This window comes from Fibrisoma limi BUZ 3 (genome assembly GCF_000296815.2).
Taxonomy (GTDB): Bacteria; Bacteroidota; Bacteroidia; order Cytophagales; family Spirosomataceae; genus Fibrisoma; species Fibrisoma limi.
This window is the reverse complement of the sequence record NZ_CAIT01000006.1, coordinates 1,423,899-1,450,509: the sequence shown is the minus strand read 5'-3', so window position 1 is coordinate 1,450,509 and position 26,611 is coordinate 1,423,899. Positions and strand designations below refer to the sequence as shown.

The 26,611-nt window shown below is 53.6% G+C and carries 20 protein-coding genes; 9 read left to right on the top strand and 11 right to left on the bottom strand.

Annotation, left to right across the window (positions count from 1 at the left end):
- The first annotated feature begins 19 nt into the window (after positions 1-19).
- Positions 20-1,201 (top strand): efflux RND transporter periplasmic adaptor subunit, encoded by a 1,182-nt coding sequence (locus tag BN8_RS14020; protein ID WP_051041046.1) that lies wholly within the window; start codon positions 20-22, stop codon positions 1,199-1,201.
- Between the two features lie 98 nt (positions 1,202-1,299).
- Positions 1,300-4,434, top strand: coding sequence for an efflux RND transporter permease subunit (locus tag BN8_RS14015; protein ID WP_009282554.1), 3,135 nt, complete (start codon positions 1,300-1,302; stop codon positions 4,432-4,434).
- A gap of 190 nt (positions 4,435-4,624) precedes the next feature.
- Here BN8_RS14015 and BN8_RS14010 read toward each other — a convergent pair whose 3' ends face one another.
- The 9 genes from BN8_RS14010 to BN8_RS13970 all read right to left on the bottom strand — a co-directional run bounded on the left by BN8_RS14010 (position 4,625) and on the right by BN8_RS13970 (position 14,483).
- Positions 4,625-5,038 (bottom strand): DUF3471 domain-containing protein, encoded by a 414-nt coding sequence (locus tag BN8_RS14010; protein ID WP_009282553.1) that lies wholly within the window; start codon positions 5,036-5,038, stop codon positions 4,625-4,627.
- 52 nt (positions 5,039-5,090) lie between these two features.
- Complete coding sequence (locus BN8_RS14005) at positions 5,091-6,383, bottom strand: sensor histidine kinase (RefSeq protein ID WP_009282552.1); 1,293 nt, start codon at positions 6,381-6,383, stop codon at positions 5,091-5,093.
- Positions 6,384-6,454: 71 nt separating this feature from the next.
- Positions 6,455-7,825: a sigma-54-dependent transcriptional regulator gene (locus BN8_RS14000; RefSeq protein ID WP_009282551.1), complete on the bottom strand. Its 1,371-nt coding sequence runs from the start codon at positions 7,823-7,825 to the stop codon at positions 6,455-6,457.
- Between the two features lie 32 nt (positions 7,826-7,857).
- Entirely contained in the window at positions 7,858-8,226 is a 369-nt protein-coding gene (locus tag BN8_RS13995) for a four helix bundle protein (protein ID WP_009282550.1), read from the bottom strand.
- 97 nt (positions 8,227-8,323) lie between these two features.
- Positions 8,324-9,517: an ABC transporter permease gene (locus BN8_RS13990; protein WP_040005804.1), complete on the bottom strand. Its 1,194-nt coding sequence runs from the start codon at positions 9,515-9,517 to the stop codon at positions 8,324-8,326.
- A 105-nt stretch (positions 9,518-9,622) separates the two neighbouring features.
- Positions 9,623-10,864 (bottom strand): ABC transporter permease, encoded by a 1,242-nt coding sequence (locus tag BN8_RS13985; RefSeq protein ID WP_009282548.1) that lies wholly within the window; start codon positions 10,862-10,864, stop codon positions 9,623-9,625.
- A gap of 19 nt (positions 10,865-10,883) precedes the next feature.
- Positions 10,884-11,648, bottom strand: coding sequence for an ABC transporter ATP-binding protein (locus BN8_RS13980; RefSeq protein ID WP_009282547.1), 765 nt, complete (start codon positions 11,646-11,648; stop codon positions 10,884-10,886).
- 76 nt (positions 11,649-11,724) lie between these two features.
- Positions 11,725-13,230 (bottom strand): TolC family protein, encoded by a 1,506-nt coding sequence (locus tag BN8_RS13975; protein WP_009282546.1) that lies wholly within the window; start codon positions 13,228-13,230, stop codon positions 11,725-11,727.
- Entirely contained in the window at positions 13,227-14,483 is a 1,257-nt protein-coding gene (locus BN8_RS13970; protein WP_040005803.1) for an efflux RND transporter periplasmic adaptor subunit, read from the bottom strand. Before BN8_RS13970 ends, BN8_RS13975 begins: the two co-directional genes overlap by 4 nt.
- Positions 14,484-15,148: 665 nt before the next feature.
- On the opposite strand from BN8_RS13970, the gene BN8_RS13965 reads away from it, so the two are divergent.
- The 5 genes from BN8_RS13965 (at position 15,149) to BN8_RS13945 (ending at position 21,931) form a co-directional block, all read left to right on the top strand.
- Positions 15,149-18,592 (top strand): response regulator, encoded by a 3,444-nt coding sequence (locus tag BN8_RS13965; protein WP_009282544.1) that lies wholly within the window; start codon positions 15,149-15,151, stop codon positions 18,590-18,592.
- A gap of 3 nt (positions 18,593-18,595) precedes the next feature.
- Positions 18,596-19,423 (top strand): CheR family methyltransferase, encoded by an 828-nt coding sequence (locus tag BN8_RS13960; protein WP_009282543.1) that lies wholly within the window; start codon positions 18,596-18,598, stop codon positions 19,421-19,423.
- Positions 19,424-19,431: 8 nt separating this feature from the next.
- On the top strand, positions 19,432-19,998 hold the full coding sequence (locus tag BN8_RS13955; protein WP_009282542.1) for a chemotaxis protein CheB: 567 nt from the start codon (positions 19,432-19,434) through the stop codon (positions 19,996-19,998).
- A gap of 6 nt (positions 19,999-20,004) precedes the next feature.
- A complete protein-coding gene (locus tag BN8_RS13950; protein WP_009282541.1) occupies positions 20,005-21,120 on the top strand; it encodes a sensor histidine kinase in 1,116 nt (371 codons plus the stop codon).
- A gap of 136 nt (positions 21,121-21,256) precedes the next feature.
- On the top strand, positions 21,257-21,931 hold the full coding sequence (locus BN8_RS13945; protein ID WP_009282540.1) for a GAF domain-containing protein: 675 nt from the start codon (positions 21,257-21,259) through the stop codon (positions 21,929-21,931).
- A 49-nt stretch (positions 21,932-21,980) separates the two neighbouring features.
- Here BN8_RS13945 and BN8_RS13940 read toward each other — a convergent pair whose 3' ends face one another.
- Positions 21,981-23,450 carry a Gfo/Idh/MocA family protein gene (locus BN8_RS13940; protein ID WP_009282539.1) on the bottom strand — a complete coding sequence of 490 codons (1,470 nt, stop codon included), beginning with the start codon at positions 23,448-23,450 and terminating at the stop codon, positions 21,981-21,983.
- A gap of 194 nt (positions 23,451-23,644) precedes the next feature.
- Here BN8_RS13940 and BN8_RS13935 point away from each other — a divergent pair, with 194 nt between their 5' ends.
- Positions 23,645-24,094, top strand: a complete 450-nt coding sequence (locus BN8_RS13935; protein ID WP_009282538.1) for a response regulator — start codon at positions 23,645-23,647, stop codon at positions 24,092-24,094.
- 221 nt (positions 24,095-24,315) lie between these two features.
- On the opposite strand, the gene BN8_RS13930 is transcribed toward BN8_RS13935, so the two are convergent.
- A complete protein-coding gene (locus BN8_RS13930; RefSeq protein WP_009282537.1) occupies positions 24,316-24,564 on the bottom strand; it encodes a hypothetical protein in 249 nt (82 codons plus the stop codon).
- Between the two features lie 218 nt (positions 24,565-24,782).
- Here BN8_RS13930 and BN8_RS13925 point away from each other — a divergent pair, with 218 nt between their 5' ends.
- Entirely contained in the window at positions 24,783-26,564 is a 1,782-nt protein-coding gene (locus tag BN8_RS13925; RefSeq protein WP_009282536.1) for a thiamine pyrophosphate-requiring protein, read from the top strand.
- The last annotated feature ends 47 nt before the right edge of the window (positions 26,565-26,611 follow it).

Genomic DNA, 26,611 nt, shown 5'->3' with positions numbered 1-26,611 from the left:
ACGTTTTAAAACGCATACCGTGAAAAGATGGATTGCAGTCGGCCTCGTCGTAGTAGTAGTCGGCGGGATTTTTGTGTACAATACGTATTTCAGACCGGGTGCCCGTTCAGGCGAAAGACCGGCAGAAACAACCGCAGCCAATGGTAATAAAGCCGGTGGTGCCGCGGCAGCCGGCGGTGGTGGCGGAGCCGGTCGGGGCGGTGGCGGCCCGACAACTGTCAACGGGTTCATCGTCGTTGCGCAAAGTTTGAAAGAAGAGGTAGTGTCCAGCGGTACGCTGCTTCCCAATGAACAGGTGGATGTTTACCCCGAAATTTCGGCCCGGATCACGCAATTGAACATTCAGGAAGGCCAGCCCGTAGCCAAAGGAGCGCTGCTGGTTAAATTATTTGATGCCGATCTGCGGGCGCAACTGGAAAAGCTGCGGGCGCAGGAAGAGAACGCCCGCCGGACCGAAGAACGGAACAAGCAGTTGCTGGAGCGGGGCGGTATCAGCCAGCAGGAATACGATATCGTCACGACAAATTTGCGGAGTACCCGGGCCGACATCGATCTGGTGAAAGCCAATTTGCAGCGTACGGAAATTCGGGCTCCCTTTTCGGGGGTGATCGGGTTGCGTAACGTCAGCCAGGGGGCCTTTGTGACGCCGAATACACTCATTGCCCGGCTGCAACAGATTTCTTCTTTGAAACTTGATTTTTCGATTCCCGAGCGGTACAGTTCGTCTGTGCAGCCAGGAAGTGCGGTTTCGTTTCTCATCGACGGTTCCAACCAGCCGGGGCAGGGTGCCGTCTACGCCATTGAACCGGGCGTCGAGCAGGAGACCCGCAACCTTCGTATTCGGGCGCGCGTAAATAATACGTCGGCCCGGCTTCGACCCGGAACGTTTGCCCGGGTAACGCTCGTTATCCAGAATGAACGGAGTCTGGTCGTACCGACGCAGGCCGTTATCCCACAAACACGTACCCGCCAGGTTATTGTTATCAAGAACGGCAAAGCTGAGTTCCGCGACGTACAAACCGGATTACGGACGGCCAGCGCCATTCAGATTCTGTCGGGTGTTCAGGCCGGCGATACGGTGGCTACCACCGGTCTGTTGTTCCTGAAGCCGGATGCCCCCGTGAAGGTAGCGCGGGTAATAACGCTGACGGGGGCTAATGCGAGTGCCAGTGCAAACACGAATAAAGTAGCAAGCCGGTAGGGTACGGACCCGTGCGCGCCGACTCGTCTATATAACCTAAATATGATTATTGTAAACGGAAAACTGTTAGTCGATAATCGTAACCAAAAAATCATTGTATGAGTCTCCCCGAATTGAGCCTTAACCGTCCCGTGCTCGCCATGGTGATGTCGATCATCATCGTGCTGTTCGGGATCATCGGCTTTACGTTCCTTGGTGTTCGGGAATACCCTGCCATTGACCCACCGATCATTACGGTGCGGACAAACTACACCGGTGCGAACCCCGACATTGTGGAGTCGCAGATCACCGAGCCCATCGAGAAGTCGTTGAACAGTATCGAGGGTATTCGGACGATTTCGTCGAACAGTGCGCTGGGTGCCAGCACAATCACGGTTGAGTTTGAACTGGGTGCGGACCTGGAGCGGGCTGCCAATGACGTGCGCGATAAGGTATCGCAGGCGCAGCGGCAGTTACCGCAGGACATCGACGCGCCCCCGGTGGTGACCAAAGCCGACGCCAACTCGGACCCAATCATTTTCATGACGGTGCAGAGTACGACGCGCAACCCGACGCAGTTGTCGGATTACGCCGAGAACGTACTGCAGGAACGACTCCAGACCATCCCCGGTGTTAGCCAGGCCACCATCTACGGCCTCAAACGCCAGGCCATGCGGCTCTGGATTGACCCAATCAAACTGTCGGCCTACCGCCTGACAACCCAGGATATTCAGAGCGCGTTGACGGCACAGAACGTCGAGCTGCCGGGCGGTAAGGTGTATGGAAACAGCACCGAACTGACGGTGAAAGCCGTAGGTCGACTGCTTTCCGAAGATGATTTTAATAACCTGATTCTTCGGCAGACCAACGACCAGATCGTCCGATTTAAGGACATCGGTCGGGTCGAACTGGGTGCCGAAAACGAAGAAACGCAGTCGAAGCAAAACGGGGCGCAGGGCGTGATTCTGGTGCTGGTGCCACAGCCGGGTGCTAACTACGTCACCATTGCCGACGAGTTCTATAAACGCTTCGACCAGCTCAAAAAAGACCTGCCGGATGATATCATCGTGACGGTGGGTATAGACCGGAGTACGTTCATCCGGCGTGCTATCGAAGAGGTGGGCGAAACGCTCATCATCTCGTTTGTGCTGGTAGTACTGGTCATTTACCTGTTCTTCCGCGACTGGCTGATTGCCTTCCGACCGCTGATCGATATTCCTGTATCGCTGATCGGCGCGTTCTTCATCATGTACGTCGCCGACTTTAGTATCAACGTCCTCACGCTGCTCGGGATCGTGCTGGCAACGGGTCTGGTGGTGGACGACGGTATCGTGGTAACGGAAAACATCTTCAAGAAGATCGAGCAGGGCATGGACACCAAGCAGGCGGCCAAGGAAGGCTCGAATGAGATCTTCTTCGCCGTACTGGCTACGTCGATTACGCTGGCGATTGTATTCCTGCCGATCATCTTCCTGCAGGGCTTTGTTGGTCGGCTGTTCCGGGAGTTCGGGATTGTGGTGGCCGGAGCCGTATTGATTTCGGCCTTCGTGTCCCTGACTCTGACGCCGGTGCTCAGTGTGAAACTGACCAGCAAGGATCATGGCCGGGGTTCGTGGTTCTATCGAAAAACGGAGCCGTTCTTCCAGTGGCTCGACCGGACGTATCGTAACTCGCTGGAGCGGTTCATGCGAAAGCGTCGGTGGGCGTTTGGTATGATTGTCGGGTGTCTGGCTATCATCTTCGGGCTGGGCTCAACACTGAAGTCAGAACTGGCTCCGCTCGAAGACCGCGGTCGGACCCGGATTCCGATTACGGCCCCCGAAGGAACCAGTTTTGAAGCTACGGCCAATATAACCGATCGGGTGAGTCAGTTCGTGCTGGATTCAGTGCCCGAAAGTCGACTGACATTCAGCGTTGTTGCACCGGGTTTCTCGGGAGCAGGAGCCGTTAACTCCAGCTTTGTCATCGTTAACATGGTCGATCCTTCCGAACGCCAACGGTCGCAGCAGGAAATTGTCGATTTCCTGAATAAGGGCCTCCGTCGGTTCAGCGAAGCGCGGATGTTCGCGACTCAGGAAGAAACCATTCAGGTAGGACGCCGGGGTGGTGGCCTGCCGGTGCAGTTCGTGATTCAGAACCTGAATTTTGAAAAACTGCGGGAGAAACTGCCGGTATTTCTGGAAGAAGTACAGAAAGATCCGACCTTCCAGAACTCCGACGTTGACCTGAAATTCAATAAGCCTGAACTGAACATCAGCATCGACCGCGAGAAAGCAACCAGCCTTGGTATTTCGGTGCAGGACGTAGCGCAGACACTCCAGTTGGCGCTCAGTAACCGGCGACTGGCCTACTTCCTGATGAACGGAAAGCAGTATCAGGTAATTGGTCAGGTTGATCGGGCCGACCGCGACGAACCCGTTGATCTGGCATCGTTCTACATCCGCAGCAATTCGGGTCAGTTAATCCAGTTAGATAACCTGGTGAAGTTTGAGGAAGTGAGTAGCCCTCCGCAGGTATACCACTACAACCGCTTTAAGTCCGCGACCGTATCGGCTGGCCTGGCACCGGGTAAAACCATCGGCGACGGCGTAGCGGCCATGAATGCGATTGCTGCCCGGACGCTCGACGAAACGTTCCAGACGGCGCTGTCGGGTTCTTCGCGCGATTACGCCGAAAGCTCATCGAACACGCTGTTTGCCTTTGGTCTGGCCCTGATTCTGGTGTACCTGATTCTGGCGGCCCAGTTCGATTCGTTTGTCGATCCGTTCATCATCATGATGACCGTACCGCTGGCTCTGGCCGGTGCCGTATTGTCGTTGTGGCTGTTTGGGCAGACGCTGAACATCTTCAGCCAGATCGGTATCATCATGCTGGTCGGTCTGGTAACGAAAAACGGTATTCTGATTGTAGAATTTGCCAATGAGCAGCGGCTGGAAGGAAAGAACAAGATGGAAGCTGCGCTGGAATCGGCGGCCATGCGTTTACGGCCCATCCTGATGACAACGCTCGTGGCTGCGTTTGGTGCACTTCCGTTGGCACTCGCTCTGGGCTCGGCGGCCAAGAGCCGGATTCCACTGGGTATCGTGATCGTGGGGGGGCTGTTGTTCTCGCTGATACTGACGCTCTACGTTGTTCCGGTTATTTACACGTATTTGAGTCGCCGGAAAGATGTGGAGCAGCGTCCGTTGCCGCAGCCTGACGGCCGCCCGACGGGTGATTCCCACAAGCCGGAAGAAATGGAGGTAAAACTGTAAGGTTGCCGATTATAAATACACAGGCGGCCCGGAGCAATCCGGGCCGCCTTTTTCATGAGTAATAGTTGGTGCGTAACAGATCGGGAAAGGTTGACTACTCTCTGAGTCGTTTAGTAAAGCAGAAAGGGAAACAGGAATTGATACATCAATGAATTTTTTCTCACCGACTGTTGGTGAGGGAGAAAGTACGTCAGGGTTTATCTTTCGTTGCTGTGCCTTCCTGGCCCATCAGCTTAAGGACCAGGCTCGTCACCGCCTTCGACGTAGCATCCCGGTTAAAGACGATAATGGAACCATACGAACTGGTCGATTTATACGTATCGGGCTCGGCCTGCTTCAGGAGTTTGTTGCTGCCATAGCTGTCGGCTTCGCCATACAGTTCGCCGTCTTTTACGGTCACCGTATATTTCTGAAGTTGGCCACCACTGGGGAAGCTGTACGTTCCGGCGTATTCCTGAAGGTCATTAGCCAATGGTTTGGCCGGGTTGTCGATGCGCCTGTACGTGGTTCGGCTTTGAAGTTGGTCTGCAGATACCTGGGCTGATGCGTAGCCAGACAACGTCAGGCAGGCGATCAGGAGTAGAAGAGAAGGCAGTGTTTTCATGGGAAGAGATGTTTGCTGTTCTAAACTTAGCGATTTTGTAGATATTCCTGCCTCAACCAGGGTGATGAATAATCACGAATTCCGTCCAGCCTTCGGCGTTCGTTTTTAGTGAAAACGTAAATCCGTGATTCATTAGAATATCGCGGGTCAGAGTCAGGCCGATACCCTGACCATCGGGCTTCGTACTGAAAAACGGGTTGAACAGATTCGCGGCAATCTCGTCGGGGATGGGGGTGCCATTGTCGCGGACAGTAAGCAGGTGTTCGTTAACCACCACCTCAACCGCCTGACCTGCCCGGCTGGCTTCGATGGCGTTTTTGATAACGTTGACCAGCACCTGTTCAAACTGACCCGTATCAATCGCCCGGACAACAGGTGCCTGGAACGGCAGGCACGCCAACGTAACGCCCCTGGCTTCGGCCTGGGGTTGCATCAACTGCGTTACGTCCCGGGCCAGTTCGTTCAGGTCGGCAGGTTGCTTGTGCGGCTGCGGCAGCCGAACAACATCGGCAAACCGGCGCATGAAGTAGTTGAGCCGGTTGTTACGTTCGATGGCTACCCGCAGGGCGTGCCTGAGGTCGTTTTCCTCGGGTCGGTCCATGGTCGACTGCGTTACGTCTAGGATGGAGTTTACCGCCCCGATGGAGTTGTTGACCTCGTGTGCCATCATCCGGATTACCTTGCCGTAGGCTTTCTTTTCCGTGTCCAGGATCTCACCCGTCAATTCCTCAATCATCAGAAACGAGCGCCGGAATCCCCGGTCCATGAGGAATGATTTCTGGATTTTGTACGTCTCGATTCCGTTGGTTTTAATGGTGCGCGCTTCGCCGTCTTCAAGGTCGATTAGTGACGACAGAATTGGGTGGTCAACATCGGCCAGGGTGCGCTGTTCCAATTGCTCCAGCGAGAGTTGGAGCAGTCGGCTGGCCCGGGGATTGATGGTCGCGATACGGTCGTCAAAGTCGAAAATCAGGATGGCGATGGGAGCGGCATCGATCAACTTTTCGAGGAAAAACTGCTGTTCCATTTGTTTCGTCCGTTCGGTCCGTAGCTGGTCGATCATCAGGTTATACACGTCGATCAACTGATCGATTTCGGGGTTGCCAGTCGATACGAACTTGATGGTGAAATCTTTGTCTTTAATGGCTTCAATACCTGACGCGATGAAATCGGAGGGTCGGCGGAATTCACGGTATAATTGAATCGCGATAACGGTCGATACAAGGACCAGCACCTCGGCCGCAATGAACAGTACTTTGTTGTCCTGTAGCAGTCGAAATGTCAGGTAGATGATAACCGCATGAACGGCAAGAATATAAAGGGCGAAGCGGGTACGGAAGCTCATAAATGATGACACCACGGGTTACGCCAAATACAGAAAAAGCTGCGAAAATTGGGATAATCTATGGCCATAAGTCATTCGTCAGTAGTGTACGGAATGCCAAATTTCTCTAATCGCCGGTAAAGGGCAAAACGCGTGATGCCGAGCGCCCGGGCAACCTTTGAGACACGGTTTTGGTGGAACTCCATCGCCCGGCGAATCATCTGGTATTCCATTTCCTCCAGTGTCATGGTTCCTACGGGAGGCAGTGAGCTTGGGGCCGAGGGCGTGGGGCCTGGGGTTAGGTGTTTCTCAAAATCAGCAATAGCTAATTCATCATTGATCGACAGCAGAACGGCCCGCTCGACGATGTTTTTCAACTGGCGGATGTTGCCGGGCAGCGACAAATTTTTGAGCCAGTTCAGGGCCGCCGGACTGACGCGCAGGTCGGGGCGACCGTAGATCGTTTTCAGGTTGTTGACAAAGAACTGCACCAGGGTTGGGATATCGTTCGGGCGTTCGCGCAGGGCCGGTAGTTTAACCGTAATGAGGTTGATACGGTAAAACAAATCTTCCCGAAACGTCCCTTTCGCCACCATATCTTCCAGGTTGCGGTTGGTCGCGCAGATCACCCGCACGTCGACGGTCTTGCTTTTGCTGCTGCCCAGCGGTTCAAACGTCCGATCCTGCAACACCCGCAGGAGCTTGACCTGGCTCGATGCGTCCAGATCCCCGATTTCGTCCAGGAAAATGCTACCCTTGTTGGCCAGTTCAAACCGCCCGATCCGGTCCGATTTGGCGTCGGTGAAAGCACCGCGTACGTGGCCGAACAGCTCACTTTCGAAAAGGGTCGATGAAATGCCTCCCAGGTTGACTTTGACAAACGGCTGGCGTTTCCGTCGGCTGTTCTGGTGAACGGCTTCGGCAATCAACTCCTTGCCCGTACCGCTTTCGCCGGTAATCAATACCGGCGCATCCGTGGCAGCCACGCGGCCAATGGTGGACAGAATGTCCAGTAATTTAGGGTCTTCGCCGACGATGTGGTCAAACTGATATTGCTGGTCGAGCCTTTGGCGGTTGGGCGATGCCGGTTTGGTCTGGGCCAGGTTCAGCGCCGTACGGGCTGACTGCAACAGGTGGTCGTTTTGCCAGGGCTTCGTAATAAAATCTTTGGCACCGGCCCTCATGCCTTCGACGGCGAGTTCGATGCTGCCCCAACCCGTAATCAAAATAACCGGTACGTTAGGAACGCGCTCCCGAATCTCGCGCAGCAGCCGCAGGCCATCGTTGCCGGACGTATCGACGGAGAAGTTCATGTCCAGCAGGATTAGCTCGGGTATCTCGTCGGCCAGTACCTCGCGGGTTTCAAACGGTCCATCGGCAACGCGCACCGTGAATCCTTCCTTCCGAAACAGGAGGGAAAGCGAGGTTTGAACCGCTATGTCGTCGTCGATGATGAGGAGCATGGGGCTTGGGGCAAAGGGCGTAGGGCTTGGGGTTAAGCTGGTGGTAGGAGAGACTTTTGGAAATTGGTAATCTTGCGGCTTATCTCGTCTAAGCGGCCAAATAGTATCCGTTTTAATTCTTCTTCAATATGACCTCTACGCTCTAACACAATAATGATGTTGGCACATTCGTAACAGGACCGACGCGCAAAATTTAAGAACTGGCTGAATTCTTTCTTCGACACAGAACCTGACCCTTCGGCAATATTATTGGAGATGCTCAAGCCGGCACCGCGGAGTTGCTCTGCAAAACGATACAGCTTTTTCTGTTCTAAGGTGTCCGCAATGTCAAATAACTCATCGCCTATCTGAATGCCGATCTGCCAAATTTCCAGGTTCTCAAAACGGAAGCCTCTTATCATGACTCTTGAATGTTACGGTGTAAGCAACAAAACTACCAGTTTGCACTTAGCCCGCAACCTTTTACCCCAAACCCCATGCCCCAAGCCCCATACCAACCTACTCCTCATGCAGGGCGATAGCCGGCTGGACTTCGGCGGCCTGGCGGCTGGGGAAGAGGGCACAGAGGGTAACAATCAGGTAGATGACTACGATGGATACAACGATGGCGGTTACGTACACACCCGATTCAAGGTCAAACACGTTCATGAGCGGAAACTGCACGGCAAACAGCAGGCCGATCAGCAGGCCAAACGTAGCCAGTACCCAGATTTCGCCGACGAACTGCTTCGAAATACCGTTGCCGGTAGCGCCTAAAGCCCGCCGTAAACCAATCTCCGACCGGCGTTTGGTAATGCTGACGTTCAGGACGCCGAACAGGCCGAGTGCTACGTTGATGAGCAGGAAACCACTAATGATCAGGAAGATGGTGACCGGTACGAGCGTGATGTTGTGCGTTGACTGTCGCTGGTTTTCCATGTACGACACTTCAAGGGTCCAGTCCTTCGTCAGCATACCGAGGTCTTTGGTTAGCCGGGCTTCAAAGGAAGCGTCGGTGCCGGGTTTAACCTTCAACAGAACTGTCCGGTTGTACGCCCGGGCTTCGCCTTTGTTGAGCTGAAACAGTCCCGGTGCATTGGTCATGTACTCGCCCTGCGTTTTGAAATTGCCGATAACGCCGATAACCGTGAAGTAATCTTCTTTCTTGTGCTTATCGCCGGGGCCGCCGAACGTGATCTGCTTGCCGAGCGGAGATTCATCCCCAAACAGCGCTTCTTTAAGCGGTGTATTGATGACCATCGTCCGGACATCGGCCGACTCGTCGGATTTATTGAACCAGCGCCCTTCCAGCACCGGTACGTTCAGCGTTTTGGTCATGTCAAGGTCCGAGCGGTAATGGTTCGACAGTATGCTGGCATTGCCGTGCGATACGTTACCATTGGACATGTTCATGGAATACGGGGCATTGCTGCCAAACAACGTAGCCGACTCTACCTGCGGATACGTCAGAATGCGTTCTTTAACCCGCTGCATGACATCCCCAACGGTTGAGTCCGGCTGATCGCGGGCGTTGAAGTTCAGCGTCCAGACATTTTGATAGTCAAAGCCAATCGGCTCCTGGTAGTTGCGCAGGTTGAAAATAATGAGGCTGGTTACGCCGAAGAGGACCAGAAACGAAGCCAGAATCTCCACAATCAGGAGCATGTGGGTCCGCTTCTTGTTCCACATTAATTTGAATAAATGAGGTAGCATGGTTGTAAAAAGCGAAAGAGTGAATGAGCGAAAGAGTGAATGAGTGGCGGAAAGCCTGGGAGTTAGAGAGCGAATCGCTCTTTCATTCATTCACTCTTTCGCTCTTTAAGATTTTAACGCGTCTGCAATATTGAGTTTCGCCATACGCATCGCCGGAGCCACCCCCGACAGAAACCCGAAGACGAGGCACACCAGTATGCTGATGGCAAAGACCGATAGATTGAGGGTCAGGTCGGCTTTGGCAATCCAGCCGCTGTTGTTGATCAGGCTGATGATGATCGCCGAAAATACCAGCGCAATGGTGCCACCAATGAACGTAATGAACAAATTTTCAATGATGAACTGCCAGACCAAGGTTTTGGCGGGAGCCCCGAAAGCTTTCCGAATACCAATCTCGGAAGCCCGCTCCATGATACGGCTTACGTTGAGGTTGACCAAGTTGATGGCCGGCAGGCTCATAAACAGTAGCATAAACAGCGCGACAACAGAGTAGAAAATGCTGCTGGCCGGGCGTTGAAAGAACGTATGCAGCCAGGCTTCCAGGTACGTATCGGCGCTGGTCTCGAGTATGGCAAAGCGAAAACCGTTTGAATCGCCGGGCAGAGGAATGCGGCTGATGGCCTGGTCATATTCGGATTTTATAGCCGACATATCCGACTTCTGGCGAGCCAGGATCAACGCTGCGTAGCTCCCCATAAAGCCTTTGCTTTTGCCGTCGCGGTTGCTGGCCGTAACGGGAAGATACACATCACTGGCCGTCATAGGCCGTGTTACCGGCGCACCGCGCACCACCCCAATCACCCGGAATGTCCGGTTGTCGATCTCGATGGGTTTACCCACCACGGACTCATCGCTGTTGTCAAAGTATTGCCGCTTCAGTTCATCCGTGATGACGACTACGTTGTCGCCATTTGCCAGGTTATCCTGGTTATACGGCTTCCCTTCGAGAAAGTCGAAATCAGTTACCTCCCAGAATTCCGCGTTTGTGTGTTTTAGCTTTAGTTCGATCCGCTTGCCATTGACGTAGGCATTGGCAAAATCGAACAGGGTAGCGACCGCTACTTTCTCGGGTGTTTTCAATGACGAAATGTAGCGTTGGGTAAACTCATAACTCATGGGGCCGACGGTCTGCGATTGCCGGAGCGAGTCCCGGAGAGCTACCTTCTGCACGTACAGTATCCGATCCCGCTTGTTTTCGGGGTAATGGCTGCCCACCAGATGGTCGATAAAGGATGTCAGCACCATCAGCACCGTCAGTGTCAGGCTGATGCCGAAGAGCGTAATGAAGGTGTAGAACGGATGCCGGAGCAACACCTTCCAGGCAATTTTTATGTAGTTCGTTAGCATGGGGCTGGGGGCTGGGGGCTTAGGGGTTAAGGAGCTGGGAAGTAGGGTTGTGGGTAAAGTGACCGGGATTGTCCCCAGGCCCTGCGCCCCCGGCTCTTAGCACCGAGTCACCTACCTGTGTGCCGTCGAAGAGCCGGATAAGCCGGTCTGTTTTCTTAGCCATCGACTCGTCGTGCGTTACCATGATGATCGTTGCGCCGTCGTTGTTCAGACCCTGTAGAATACTCATGATTTCATTGCCCATCACGCTGTCGAGGTTACCGGTCGGTTCGTCGGCGAGGATGATTTCGGGGTTGCCAACGATGGCGCGGGCAATGGCAACGCGTTGTTTCTGCCCACCCGATAACTGTCGCGGAAAGTGCTTCGTGCGGTTGCTCAGACCAACTTTTTCCAGGGCTTCTTTCGCATGGTCCAGCCGCGATTTCCCACTGGCTGAACCTCCGTTCCGGGAACGGTACAACAGCGGAATCTCGACGTTGTCCAGCACCGACAAGTCGTTGATAAGGTGAAAGCTCTGGAAAATCAAGCCAATCTTCTGGTTACGTAGCGCGGCCAGTTCCTTATCGCGGTACGATTTCACCAGTTGCCCATCAATCGCGACATTGCCCTTCGAGGGTTCGTCGAGCAGGCCCATGATGTTCAGGAGCGTACTCTTGCCGCAACCCGACGGGCCCATGATCGACACGAACTCGCCTTTGCGAATATTGATGTTAATGTTGTTGAGCGCCAGTGTTTCGATGCTGCTGGTGCGGTACACTTTCTCGATGTTTTGTAGGGTGATCATGGTTTTTGGGGCTTGGGGCGAAGGGCTTGGGGCGTCGGGTTTGGGGTAATTTTAACCCCTTGCCCCAGGCCCTTCGCTATTGAATCTTCTGGTTTGTTTCAAAATTATACAGGGTCAACAGACGGAGCGTGTAATACGCCTGCCAGTAGTCACGAAGGGCAACCACGGCGTCGCGTCGGGCGCGGTCTTTTTCCTGCGTCGCAATGCCCAGGTCTGTTACACTCAGGTCGCCGAGAATAAAGCGGTTCTGGGCGATCTGGTAGCGGTTCTGGGCGATCTGGTCAGCTTCGGCGGTCAGTTTCACCTGTTTCTGTAGCATCTGAAGCAGCGTAACCTGCGTAAAAACCTGCTGCTCCAGGGTTAGCTTGTCCTGCTCGACCGACTGCTGTGTCAGTTGCTGGTTGGCTTTCGCCGTTTCGGTGCGGGCCTGCGCCCGGCCCCAGGTCATGATGGGGACCGAAAAACGTACTTCCAATATCTCGCTGTCCTGCGGCCGGACGTACACATCGCCAATCCGGGCGCCCCGGTTCGACAGACCAAACGACGCCTGCATCGAGGCATTCAGGCCGTTTTCTTTACGGGCCTTATCGACCTCGCGTTCAGCTTCCAGGAGTCGGCGCCGGAAGCCGATGGATGCGGCCCGGTTGGCAAAGGCTTCGTCGATGGCCCGGCGGATGTCGACGGTAAACGGGATAATCTGGTTAGGAAGAGCCAGTTCCACGCGGCTGTCGTTGCGATAGCCGATATACGTTTTCAGTTTTAGCGAGGCAACCTCCGCCGTCTGCTCTGCCGACGCCAGGTCTTTGCGGGCGGTCAGTACGCTCAATTCCAGTTGAAGCAGGTCATTCTGGGAAATGCGTCCCAGTTCCAGTTTTTTCCGGGCAATTTTGTACAGCGTATCATTGTTCATCAGGTTCTTCTCCGCAATCTGGAGATTAACCTGAGCCACAAGCAGGTCGAAGTAAAACATTGTCGCATTAAGCGAGACCTCTTCGCGTGATTCGATCAGTTGCTGATTGCTTTCCTGATACTTCAGCGGCTCAATCCGGCGCTCCCACCGCATGGGGTTGAAGCGAAACAGGGGTTGAATGAGACCAATGCTGAATGGAACACCGTTGTACAACGTCTGGTTTTCGAGGAAATTATCAAACCGTTTGATCTCCTTCTGGATGAAGATGCTGCCGCCGGTCATGGCGATGTTCTGGCTCAGCGACAGGTTCAGGGCCGAGTTATTGAGCGATACCGGCTGGTAGGCAATGGTACCGTCGGGCTGGATAACCTCAACAAACGAACGCGTAAAGCCGGGCAACGTACCATCAAGACTCAACTGGGGTTTGTAGTCGGCCAGAAAAGAGCGGTATTTCCAGTAATTGGTGCGCTGGGTAGTCACAGCCTGTTTGGCGGCCACCGACTGAGCCTGCGCGATTGATACGACATCCTCCAGTGTCAGGCGCTGAGTCTGAGCGACGGTTATGTGCGTAGTGATGCAGAACAGCGGCAGCAGTCTAGCCAGTCTGGTTCGTTCCAGCAGGAATTTAATTAGTTTATCCACTATCAGGAAGGGTGAGAAAAATGGTTTCATCGGTCGGTCGGTGTAATCGTCAGCGTTTCGGAGTTTTCGTACTGGCTGAGGTCCGTTATGATCACCTGCTCGCCTGGCTGGATACCGCTCCTGATTTCGACCCAGTCGAAGTTCGTCAGGCCAATCTCGACGTCCCGGCGTTCGGCCACGCCCTTGTTCAGCACATACACGTACTGCCGACGTTTGCCCTTGAAGGCTGGCCCGTTGGCCACCCGCACGGCTTTCCCAACCCGGGTAGTGACAATAAAAACTTCTACTTTCATGTTGGGACGGAGCGACGTATGGCGGTTGTCGTCGAGTTGAATGGCAAACTGCACTACGTTATTCTGGACCGATGGCTTCACCTGGGTAATCGTACCCCGCAGGCTGGTTTCGTTGATTTTTACAATGACCGGGAGGCCCACTTTGACCTGATCGGCGTACATATCAGAGCAGGAACCATCGATCCGGAAGCTGCCGAGATCGGCAAGCTTAGCCAGCAGATCACCCGTATTGACGGCCGCACCAATGCGGTCGTTGACCCACGTGAGCACCCCCGGCCGGTCGGCAAGGATATCGGCCTGCCGAAGTTTCTGTTCCAGTTCCTGGAGGTTTTTGGCTTCAATCTGTGCCTGTAGTTCCGACTCTTTCAGGCTGGCTCCCATCGACTGACGGCTGTAGGTCAGGTCGTTTTCCAGCTGTTTCTTTTCAAGTTCAGCGATACGGAGTTCGTTTTCGGCTTTTGTTACGTCTTCCTGCGTGCTGCCGCCTGCTTTCAGGAGTCGGCGGGTATCCTCTACGTTGGCCCGGAGCCGGTTGATGTTGAGCGATTTAATTTTGTCTTTTATGTCGGCGTCGTAAAATTCCTTGTTGAGCCGCAGGCGAAGCTGCTCGATGCCGTTGCGCTTCAGGGCAAGTTTGTCTTTCAGGCGTTCGAGTTCGATGAGGGATAACGACTTGTCAAGTTCCATGATCGGCTGACCTGGTTTGACGCGGGTACCTGGCGTCAGAAGCACCCGTTGCACACTGGCCTGAATTGGGCTTACGATCACCTGCTCGAATGCCGGAATCACTTCCCCAGTCGCATTCAGCGTATTTTCGACGGGGCCGATCTGGGCAACGGTCGTCCGGATTTTTGAGGCTTCGACGGAGGTGCTGAGGTAAGTTCGGAGTAAGGCCAGCACCGCTACCACACCGACGATGCCCAGCGTGACGATGACGATACTTTTGGTTCGTTTCTGACGGGTGATTTCCGGCGCAAGCTCTCTATCCATTAGTCGATTCGTTTGCATATAAGAAGCCAAATGATGTGCCAATAGGTACAGAATTGGTAATCAGTTGGTTGGGTTGGTGAGGGACTAAAAAAAGTGTGCGAAATCGCACAGGTTGTCTAAAATCGCACGGACGTTACCCCTGTTTTAGCGGGTAAACAGGTAGAGACCCGGCATGTATGGTAGCCTGATTTTCGTGTTGGGAGTGCGGCTGCCAGAATAGTACTGTTGAAAGCGAGCTGATCGTAAAGGGCCCGGATGTTGATGGATTGTCCCGGCGGAAGGGCGTAATCAGGAGCCAGAATTAAGGGAATAGGTCAAAGATTGATATGATACAAATGGATAATTTAGGAAACTTATAATGTACTTTACTTTGATAATTATTTCATATATTGGTCTGTAACGAAACAGGTTGTCTTGAAATCTAAAAAAGACAGTTTTAAACAAAGAGATGCGTTACTAATGGCAATCTATTCGTCTATAGGAAGATTACCAATATAAATCTGATACGTTCAAAGCTACGTACGAACAATTAGTGATGCAAGTCCGGCTTACTGATACATGAATGCAGGTCTGAAGGCGGTTTTATATAATAACTGCCTGAAGTAAATGAGCTAAACGTAATCGTATGTTAATATTGTAACCTTATTTGCTGTAACTTTCCTTTAATGAAACTTTCTTTGTTAAACCGCCTGTACCTTGGTTTTTCGATTGCCATTTTCCTGGTCATTCTGATGGGGGTACTGGCGTTGCAAACATTCCAAAATCAATCTGCTGAAGCCGAACGTGTACGACATACGTACCAGGTGTTGAACCAGGCGGAGAACATTCAGAAACTGCTTGTCGACATGGAGACTGGTCGGCGTGGGTTCCGGCCTACGAACGACAGAAAGTTTCTGGAGCCCTATAATGTGGGCTTGCTTAAAATCGAACCGGCCATCATCGCCCTTAAAGAACTCACCAACGACAATTCAGATCAGCAACGGCGCATAGAACAGGCGGAACTGCACATTGAAGACCTGCTTCAGTTCTGGAAAGGCCTGGGCGAAGATGCCAGTGGATATACCCCGGCAACCATCAGCGCGATCATGACCCAGGAAAAGGTTCGGATGGATCGTATCCGGATCGAGATCGACGAAATTTTACGCATTGAAAAGGCGCTGCTTGCCCACCGGGAGCGCGACAACGCCGAGGCCATTGGAAGAGCCAGTATAGGGCTGATTGCCAGTATTTTACTGATCCTGCTGATTGTAGTTACGTTAATCTATTTTATTCTCAAGGAATTCAAAAGCCGTCGCCGGGCCGAAACATCGCTCTACCAGAATTATAAGCAGCTTGAAGAACTCAACCAGGCCACAACCGAGAAGAACTGGCTGCTTATGGGGATTTCGTCTATCAATGATACGTTGCAGGGTATCAATGAAATAGACTCGTTGACGCAACAGATTTTAAACGCGATTATCGACTACCTGGATCTACCCGCCGGAGCATTTTACTGTTACAACGAAGGGCAACATCAGCTCCAGCTTAATGCATCCGTGGCTTTGCCGGCGAGTGCTCCACAGCAGTACCAGTTGCGGGAAGGATTGATCGGGCGGGCTGCCGACGGTCGGAACCTCCTGGTTGTTAACGACGTACCGACGGAGTTCTGGTCGGTTGAGTCAGGAACCGGTCAGGGCCTGCCGAAGCAACTGGTTTTTATGCCTCTCTGGTATAATAAGGAACTGAAAGGCGTGCTGGAACTGGCGTCGTTTAGTCCAATGAGTGACGAGCAACTGGCACTTCTGCGGGCGGTCGCTAACAACATTGCCGTAGCGGTGAATGCTGCCGACGACCGCCGACGCGTGATGCACCTGCTCAAACAGGTTCAGGATCAGAAAGAGGAACTGGAAAATCAGCAGGAAGAACTCCGCCAGTCGAACGAAGAGCTTACCCGCCAGGCCAGCATCCTGCAGTCATCAGAAGAAGAACTGAAAGTGCAGGAAGAAGAACTGCGCCAGATCAATGCCGAACTCGAGGAGCGGAACGAAGCCGTTGAGGTTGCCCGCAAAGCCCTCTCCATGAAAGCTAAAGAACTGGAGGTGACCGGCAAATACAAGTCGGAGTTTCTGGCGAACATGTCGCACGAACTACGTACTCCACTTAACAGCGTCCTGATTCTGGCAAAACTCCTGTCGGAAAACAAAAACGGTAACCTCACGGATAAACAGACTGAATACGCCAACACCATCTACAAATCGGGCACAAACCTGCTTGAGCTGATCAACGATATTCTGGATCTGTCGAAGATCGAAGCCGGTAAGATTGACATCAATATTGAAGAAGTGCCGGTACAGTCGATCATCCGCGACCTGAGTCAGATGTTCAGCGTAGTGGCCGAAGAAAAAGGCGTTCAGTTTGTAAAACAGACGGAACCGTCGGTGCCGTCAGCCATCCGGACGGATAAGCAGCGGCTGGAACAGGTGATCCGGAACCTGTTGTCCAACGCATTTAAGTTCACCCCCCGCGACGGGTCCATAACCTTGTCGTTTGCTACGGCCCCGGCGCACCAGCTATTCGGTTCGGAATCGCTCAGTAATGCCAAGCAGGTGCTGGCCATTTCGGTAACGGACACCGGCATTGGGATTCCGCCAGAGAAGCAGCAGATTATTTTTGAAGCGTTTCAACAGGCCGATGGCTCTACCAGTCGCAAATACGGCGGTACGGGGTTGGGATTATCGATCAGTAAGGAACTGGTTCGGCGGCTCGGTGGCGAAATGGGCCTGACCAGTGAGGTAGGGAAGGGGAGTACGTTTACGATCTACCTGCCGGTCGATGCGCCTGTACAGACCACTGCGCCGGTTGTAAGCAGCGAAGATCCGGTGCTGGAACCAATTACGCCAATAAAACTGGTTGAACAAATAGCGTTGTCCGACGATCGCTACACCCTGTCGCCCGACGACAAAGTGATGCTTATTATTGAGGATGATCCGCTATTTGCCGGGGTCGTGCAGAACTTCGCCCGCGAGAATAAATACAAGACTATTGTTGCGCTGCAGGGCGACGAAGGACTGCGGTATGCGCGGCAGTTCAAGCCGTCGGCGATCATTCTCGATATGGGGCTCCCGGTCATCAGTGGCTGGGATCTGCTCAAGATTATGAAAAGCGACGAGACCCTGAAAAACATCCCGGTGCATGTTGTTTCGGCTTCTGACGACAACCGACTGATCAACAGCGATGCCCTCGCCTACGTGCGCAAGCCAGTAAGCAAGGAGGATCTGGAAAGGGTGTTCTCGCAGTTTAGGTCGCAGTTCAACGTCGGCATGAAAAAGGTGCTGGTGTTGTCGTCGAACGCGCTCCAGGGCGATTCGCTCCGGCAGTTGATCGATGAACGTCACATGGATGTTGAGTTCGACTATGCCCGAACCAGCGACGAAGCCCTGCAAAAAATCAGCGGCCATACCTACGACGCCGTTATTGCTGACATCGGGCAGGATCTGGAACGGGGTATTCCTGAACTCGAAGCGCTACAGCAGGCGCTGGTTCAGACCGGCATACAACTGATTGTTTATCTGGACAAAGACCTCACAGCGGCCACCGAACGACAACTGGCCAGAATTTCGCCGGTGGTGATCCGCGACTCGTCGCAGTCGAAGAACCGGCTGATTGATGAACTGGAACTGTTTTTGTACAAGGTTCAGGAAGCCGAGCGTTCTCCGTTGCCCAAACAGGTTGCCGTCAGTACGTCGGATGGGATGCTGAAAGGGCGTAAAGTGCTCCTGGTCGACGATGATATGCGTAATGTGTTCGCGCTGAGCACACTGCTGGAAGAATATGACATGGACGTATTGACGGCCGGTGACGGAAAAGAGGCTCTGGAGCTGCTCGATGAGCAACCCGGTGTTGACATCGTGTTGATGGACATTATGATGCCCGAAATGGACGGATACGAGGCCACGCGTCGAATCCGGGCCAACCAGCGGTTTCAAAAGCTTCCCGTAATTGCCCTGACGGCCAAGGCCATGACCGGCGACCGCGAGAAATGCATCGAAGCCGGTGCGTCTGACTATATCACTAAACCCGTTAACAACACGCAGTTAATCTCGTTGATGCGGGTTTGGTTATCCCAGTAGTGTATGATGAACCTGACTCAGATCACCAACGGCGAAATTGACGAACTCATATCATTGATCCGGCATAATTACGGATACGACTTCGGCGATTATGCCCGCGCATCGTTCCAACGACGGGTACTACGTTGCATGGACCAGGCTGGCATCCGGTCATTCTTTGATCTGAAATATGAGCTGACCAACGACCAGACCTTCTTCAACTGGTTTCTGCAAAACCTGACCGTGAACGTCACGGAAATGTTCCGGGACCCGATGTTTTACAAAAGCCTGCGCACAACAATTATCCCCATACTGGCTTCGTACCCAACCATCAAAATCTGGCACGCGGGCTGCGCTACGGGCGAGGAAGTGCTCTCGATGGCGATTCTGCTGCAGGAGGCCGGCTTGCTCGAGCGGAGTCGGCTGTATGGTACGGATCTGAATCCGGCCAACCTCGAACGCGCCCGTCAGGGAATCGTACCGATGCAGTACATGAAGGATTATACTTATAACTACATTCAGTCGGGTGGGAAGAATGACTTTTCTACCTATTACACCGCTCGCTACGATCACGCTATTTTTAATAAGGAACTGCGCCGGAACATCGTGTTTTCACAGCACAATCTGGTGACCGATCAGGTATTCAATGAGTTTCAACTGGTCTGCTGCCGAAACGTACTCATTTATTTTAACCGGCAGCTACAGAACCAGGTGTGCCGCCTGCTGACCGATAGCCTGGCTCCGCTGGGGTACCTCGCCATTGGCATGAAGGAATCGCTGATCTTTACGGACGTTCGCCAGCAGTTCGATGTTACAGACTCAGTCTGCCGTATCTACCGGCGTAAAACCTAAGGAAAACGATGGCCCCATTCGACATTATCGCCATTGGTGGGTCGGCAGGAAGTATCCCCATCGTTTCTGAACTGCTGGAAGCGCTACCAAGCACTTTTCAGTACGCCGTCATCATCGTCCTGCATCGGCTCAGGAATGTATATAGCGAAATGAATCGGGTGCTGACCACATCCGACAAAGGTACCTACGTACATGAACCGGACGATAAGGAAGTGATTCAGCCAAACAGCATCTACCTGGCTCCTCAGAACTATCACCTGCTGATCGAGGCTGATCGGTGCTTCAGCCTGGATTATTCAGAACTGGTCAACTACAGCCGGCCGTCAATCGACGTTACGTTCGAGAGCCTGGCCAGTGTGTATGGAAGCCGGGTACTGGCGGTGCTGCTCAGTGGGGCCAACGACGACGGCGCGCTGGGCATGGAAGCGATTCTGTCGAATGGGGGACAGGCCATTGTGCAGGACCCTGCCACGGCCGCCTACGCGGCTATGCCCCGGGCGGCTCTTGAGCGTAATCCAACGGCGTTAGTGCTGTCTCCCGACGGCATCATTAAATTTTTGTCTATTACTACCTGAAGATATATGAATGTAACAAAAAATTCCGACGAGTTCACGATTCTGCTGGTCGATGACCGGGAGGAAAATCTGCTGTCGCTGGAAGAAATGCTGGCCCGGGAAGGACGAACGTTCATCAAGGTCACTTCGGGCAATGAAGCCCTGCGCCATGCCCTCCGCAACGATCAGATCGGACTGATCATGCTGGATGTGCAGATGCCCGAGATGGATGGTTTTGAGGTAGCCCAGCTACTGAAGTCGAATCCCAAAACCAAAGATATATCCATCATTTTCGTGACGGCGATCAGCCGCGATGAGCAGTATGTACTCAAAGGGTTTGAACAGGGAGCCGTCGATTATTTGCAGAAGCCGCTGGATATCAACGTCACTAAAGCTAAAGTTAACGTATTTGAACAACTTTACTTCTATCAGCGGAATTTAAAGAAAACCGCAGCCGAACTCGAAGCGATTAACAAACAGCTCGAAAAGTTCGTCTACATCGTGGCCCACGATCTGAAGTCGCCCCTGACGGGACTGATTGCAGCCTTGTCGCTGATGGAAATGATCAACGACAGCCGCCCGATTGAACAGGACGAGGTGACCGAATACATTGACAGCGCGAAAGAAGCCGCCCATCACCTGTCCAATATGATTACCTCGCTGCTTGATTATTCACGCAAGAGTCTCACGCAGCAAACGATGGAAGAGGTCGATGTGTACGAACTGGTCAGTCAGATAGCCACCCTGCTTTTCCCGCCCAGGCACATCGAAATCCGGGTTCATAAACCCATGCCGGTGCTCAAAACCCGCAAACTGAAACTACAGCAGGTGTTTCAGAACCTGATCAGTAATGCCATTAAGTACAACGACAAGGAACAGGGGCTGATTGAGATCGGCTGCATCGAACGAACTGACCGTACCGAGTTTTACGTCCGCGACAACGGCCCGGGTATTTCCGACGAAGAAAAGGAGTCAATTTTTCAGTTGTTCTGGGCGGGCGACTCTTCAACGACTACTAAGGAAAGCAGCACGGGTGTTGGGTTAAACCTGCTTAAAATGCTGGTTGAAGAACAGGGCGGCAAAATTTGGGCTGAATCGAAACCCGGCGAAGGCAGTACGTTTTTCTTTGAGTGGCTTCCATAACCCACCCTAACCCCAATCCAGTTATCTTAAAAATCCATTGGTTTAATATCTAATTAATCAGCTATTAATGGGATGTTAACGAAATTAGCGGCACCGGCACTTACTTTTATACATTCATAATACGAGTAAATAAAATATGATAAAGCCATCAATACCCGCTAACGAAATGGCCCGTCGTCAGGCAGTTTCTGAATATGACCTGATAGACACATTGCCTGAGGAGGAGTATGATGCGATTACCCGAGTAGCCACTGAAATATGCCGTACGCCCATTTCGCTCATCACCATCATCGGCGACGATCGGGCTTGGCTGAAATCCCGGCAGCGGCTGAATGCACAGGAAGCCCCCCGCGACATTGTTTTCTGCTCGTATGCCATCAATGATCCTGATACGATCATGGTAGTTAACGATACCCGGGAAGATGTTCGCTTTAAAGATAACCCGTTGGTAGTTGACGGACCAAAAATAGCGTTTTATGCCGGAGTGCCCCTGGTAAACCCGGAGGGCTATGCGCTCGGTACAATCTGCGTACTGGACCACCGGCCACGGCAATTGACCGATAGCCAGTTGCTGTCCCTGAAAGCGCTGGGCAAGTGGGTCATGACCAGTTTTGAGCTGCGGAAAACCCGCATCGAACTGGCCAGTTGGCGTAAAAGTCTTCAGCAGGTGCGATACACCACCCTCGTGACTACGCCCACCCGCCCGGAAACAGCCCTGGATGCTACGGGCGTAGTCCAACAGGCAAAGGCGTTACAGACTGCCCTGAATGCGTGGCTGTCAGCCAACAACGAAGCGGGCACCGACCAGTAGAGGGAAGCCCTGTTACTAATCGATGCCCGTTGCAGTGAATTTGTGCTGATTACGCCAGTTTCCAGCCGTCGCGGTAGTTGCGCGAAACAAACTGGTTAGCTTCGTCGAAGTTGGTGATCTTCATGTTCTTACCATCCCAGGTCAGTTTTTTACGACCCGGATAGTTGAAGCCCCGACCGTCGGCTTTAGGCGTCCGTAGCGTATAGCTGCGGATAGCGAGGTTGCCCATAAGCACTGACTCCGTCAGCGGACCGGCAAAGTCGAACGACGATGTCAGCGCTTTATGCTCTTTGCTATTGAAGCCGGCCTTGCAGGCTTCGGTCCACAGCACCTGGTGACCGTTCTCGGGAATGGATTTGCCGTCGGCGCTCTTCGGTTTGGGAGCGGCTTCCATCTTCTCGCCACTCTTGGTGTACAGTTTCGGGTCGTCGCCGTACATGCCGCAGGCAATAAGTCCCTTGTCGCCGACCAGGAATACGCCGTTCTCGCCGTTTTCCGGGAAGGGTTCGCCAGCCGGCAGCATCTCCGGCCGGAAAGGACGCAGACCACCGTCGAGCCAGACCATCTTAACGGCCGATTTATTCTTGGCAGACGCCGGGAACTGCAGTTCAACATGCGACGACGGCGGGCAGCCTTCCGGAATGTACTCGGGCGTCCAGTCTTTTAGGAACACCTGACCAATGCTGGTTTCAACTTCTGTCGGATAGCCCAGGCCCAGTACGCGGAACGGTACGTCCATGATGTGGCAGCCGATGTCGCCCAGCGCCCCGGCCCCGAAGTTCCACCAGCCGCGCCATTTGAAGGGGTGGTAGGCTGGCGTGTAGCCAACTTTCTGAGCGGGTCCGAGCCACAGATCCCAGTCTAGTTCAGATGGAACCTCGCCGGCTGCTTGCGGCACCGGAATTCCCTGCGGCCACACGGGGCGGTTGGTCCAGAGGTAGACCGTGTGTACGTTGCCGACGAGTCCCTTGTCGAACCAGTCGACCATCTGCTTCTGCTGCGGATTGGAGGAACCCTGGTTGCCCATCTGCGTCACGACCTTGTATTTGCGGGCAGCTTCGGTCAGCATCCGGGCTTCATATATATTATGCGTTAGCGGTTTCTGCACGTATACGTGCTTGCCGCGCTGCATGGCCGCCATGGCCACAACCGCGTGGGTATGGTCGGCGGTCGATACCGTTACGGCGTCGATGCTTTTACCCTCCTTGTCGAGCATTTCCCGAAAATCCTTATAGCGCTTGGCGTTCGGATGCTTCGAGAAATTTTCTTTAACCCGGGGCAGGCTCCAGTCAACATCGCAGAGGGCTACCATGTTGTTTGCTCCATTGTTATACGCATTATTGGTATCACTGAATCCTTTCCCCCCAATGCCGACACCAGCGATATTCAGTTTGTCGCTCGGGGCGATATAACCTTTCCCCAGCACGTGACGGGGAACAATAAAGAAGCTGCCCGCGGCCAAAGCCCCCGTTTGTATGAACTGACGCCGGGAGGTAGTTGATTTTTCACTGTTTTGCATGTAGCGGAGCTATTAGAGTTAGAACGTTTACTGAAAAGAAAGCTAAGTCGGCGGTAAATATACCCGGCTTTAGTCGACAAATTAACGGGGCCCAGCAGTAATTGACCTATAGTTTTAATTTGCTTTTAACTTACTTTTTAGTTAGTCTTCATCTGCCACTAGTTAGTTTGTTCAAACTACTCAGATTAGATATTATGAACGGGCATGAACACTCGATTTTTTTAGTAGATGATGATGAAGATGACTGCTTACTGATCAGGGATGCATTTCTGGAAATACACACTGGTACTAAACTAGTACTTTTTGCCACGGGGCAGGATCTGATCGACCACCTGACCACCCTATCCGAAGATGAATTACCATCGCTTATTCTGCTGGACCTGAATATGCCGATGATGAATGGCTATGAAGTATTGCAAACCCTCCGGGCGAATGAACTGCTTCAATGTATTCCGGTGCTGATCTTATCGGGGGGCAGCTACAAAAATGCTATCAAAGAGTGTTACCGATTGGGAGCGAACGCCTTTATGAGCAAACCAAGTTCGTTTGCCGAACTCATCGGAATACTGGCCGAAACCCACGCATACTGGCTGAAAACCGTCAGAATACCGAGTACTGTCGGGACGGCCCCCGACCTCCGCTGAGCCGGACGTAGTGTCTGAATGATAAATCCCACAAAGGCCACCGCCCGGTAGCTCTCGTGGGATTTTGGTTTTGTAAGTAGTTCGCCAGCCCGAATGTCGACTCCGTACTTTGGGGCAGCGTTTCGTATTCGGCTTAAATTACATCGACCCCGCTGGCATCTTCTACATCGTTAGCCATGCGCGTTGAGGTGCTGACAACCACCGTCCTGGAGCAAGATTTGCTAAGGTGCTGTTCGCATGCTTTCGTTGCCTAGCTGACCCCGGTTACTGTCTTCTTCGGCAAAGCCTGCTTCGCCCGGAGCACCGTCGCCGGTTGTACCGCCTTCATCGCTCAGGCCTGACGTACCCGTATCATCCAGTTCGCTCAGGCCACTACCGGTCGTGACACCACTATCGGCAGCACTGTTGTTGTCCGCCGGCGATCCGCCATCCGCATCTTCGTTCGGGAAAAATACGATTTGCTTGTTCATCACTGTACGTGTTGTTCCTGCATACGTAACTGCCGGTCAAGCCGATAGGTTTAACTGGGGCCGGATGCCAAGGGAACGGGTTGCAAGGTGGGTTGTCCCTCATTTTAATCGGGTACAGGATGGATGTTGGACTAGTATACAAACAAAGTAGGGTATGCCGGGTTGTGTCCTCATGAACCAACTGGCCGAGACTGTTCGCCAGCAAACCTTCCTGTATCATGCAGCAAAACGTAAGTGACTTCATCGTCAAACGCCTGTCGGCCTGGGGTGTAAAGCGTCTGTTCGGGTATCCCGGCGACGGTATCAATGGGCTGCTGGGGGCGCTGAACCGGGCTGGAGGAGAGCCAGCGTTTGTGCAGACCCGCCACGAAGAAATGGCGGCCTTTATGGCATCGGCCCACGCTAAATTTACCGGTGAGGTCGGCGTTTGTCTGGCAACCTCGGGACCCGGTGCGATCCACCTGCTAAATGGCCTCTACGATGCCCGCACGGATCATCAGCCCGTAGTAGCGATTGTAGGGCAAAAGGCCCGGACGGGTCTGGGCGGCCACAACCAGCAGGAAGTTGATCTGGTATCACTGTTCAAGGATGTAGCCGGCGAGTATGTGCAGATGGCTACGGTACCGGCGCAGATCCGGCACCTGATCGACCGGGCGTTCCGGATTGCACTGTCGCAGCGAACCGTTACGTGCGTTATCATTCCCAACGACCTTCAGACACTGGACTACGAAGAGCCACCGCGTGAGCACGATACGATCCATTCCGGTGCGGGTTACACGGCACCCCGGATTTTGCCGCGTGACGAGGAACTCCAGCGAGCCGCCGACGTATTGAACGCTGGCCAGAAAGTAGCCATGCTGATTGGTTCCGGAGCACAGGGGGCGGTTCATGAGGTGATCGAGGTAGCCGAGCGGCTCGGAGCCGGGGTTGCGAAAGCGTTTCTGGGCAAGGCCGTTCTGCCCGATGACCTGCCGTTTGTAACGGGCGCGATTGGCCTGTTCGGTACGAATGCGTCGCACCGAATGATGCAGGAATGCGATACGTTGCTGATGGTCGGCTCCAGTTTTCCGTATGCGGAGTTTCTGCCCAAAGAAGGTCAGGCTCGTGGCGTACAGATTGACGTCGACGGGCGTATGCTGAGCATTCGCTACCCGATGGAGGTGAACCTGGTCGGCGATAGTGCCGAAACGTTACGGGCGCTGCTGCCCCTGTTGCAGCCAAAAGAAGACAGGTCATTCCGGCAGATGATCGAGCAGGAAATCCGGCAGTGGCACGGGCTGCTTCACGAACGGGCACTGGAAGCGGGTGAACCGGTTAATCCCCGGCTGGTGTTCGCCGAATTGTCGCCCCGGTTACCCGATGCCTGTATCCTGACGGCCGACTCTGGTTCTTCGTCGAGCTGGGTCGCCCAATACATTCAGATTCGTCCGGGGATGCGGTTTTCGGTGTCGGGTAGCCTGGCGTCGATGGGGTGTGCGGTGCCTTACGCAATCGCGGCCAAATTTGCGCATGCCGACCGGGTGGTAATTGCCTGCGCGGGCGACGGGGCCATGCAGATGAACGGATTGAGCGAGTTGCTCACTATCCAGAAATACTGGCGGCAGTGGGCCAACCCGCAACTGATCGTGCTGGTTCTGAACAACAGGGACCTGAATTTTGTAACTTGGGAACAGCGGCTGATGCTGGGCGATCCGCGCTACGTAGCTTCGCAGCAACTGCCGGAACTGAACTACGCTGCCTTCGCGGAGTCGCTGGGATTAGAAGGAATTCGGGTGGAACGACCGGAGGACGTAGCCGGCGCCTGGGAGCGGGCACTGGCGGCCGATCGGCCCGTTGTGCTCGACGTACTGACCGATCCGGAGGTGATTGCGTTTACGCCCGAAGTGGCCATGAAGTACGCGCAGCAACTGGCCGGAGCCATCAGGCAGGGCGATAAAGCTGCTGAAGAGCATCTGGAAGAGCCTCTGCGCACGGCCGTGCTCGAAAGCGAACCGTCGTAAATGGGTTGACGGTGGCGACAGAACGGCATATGTGAAACACAGAGTAG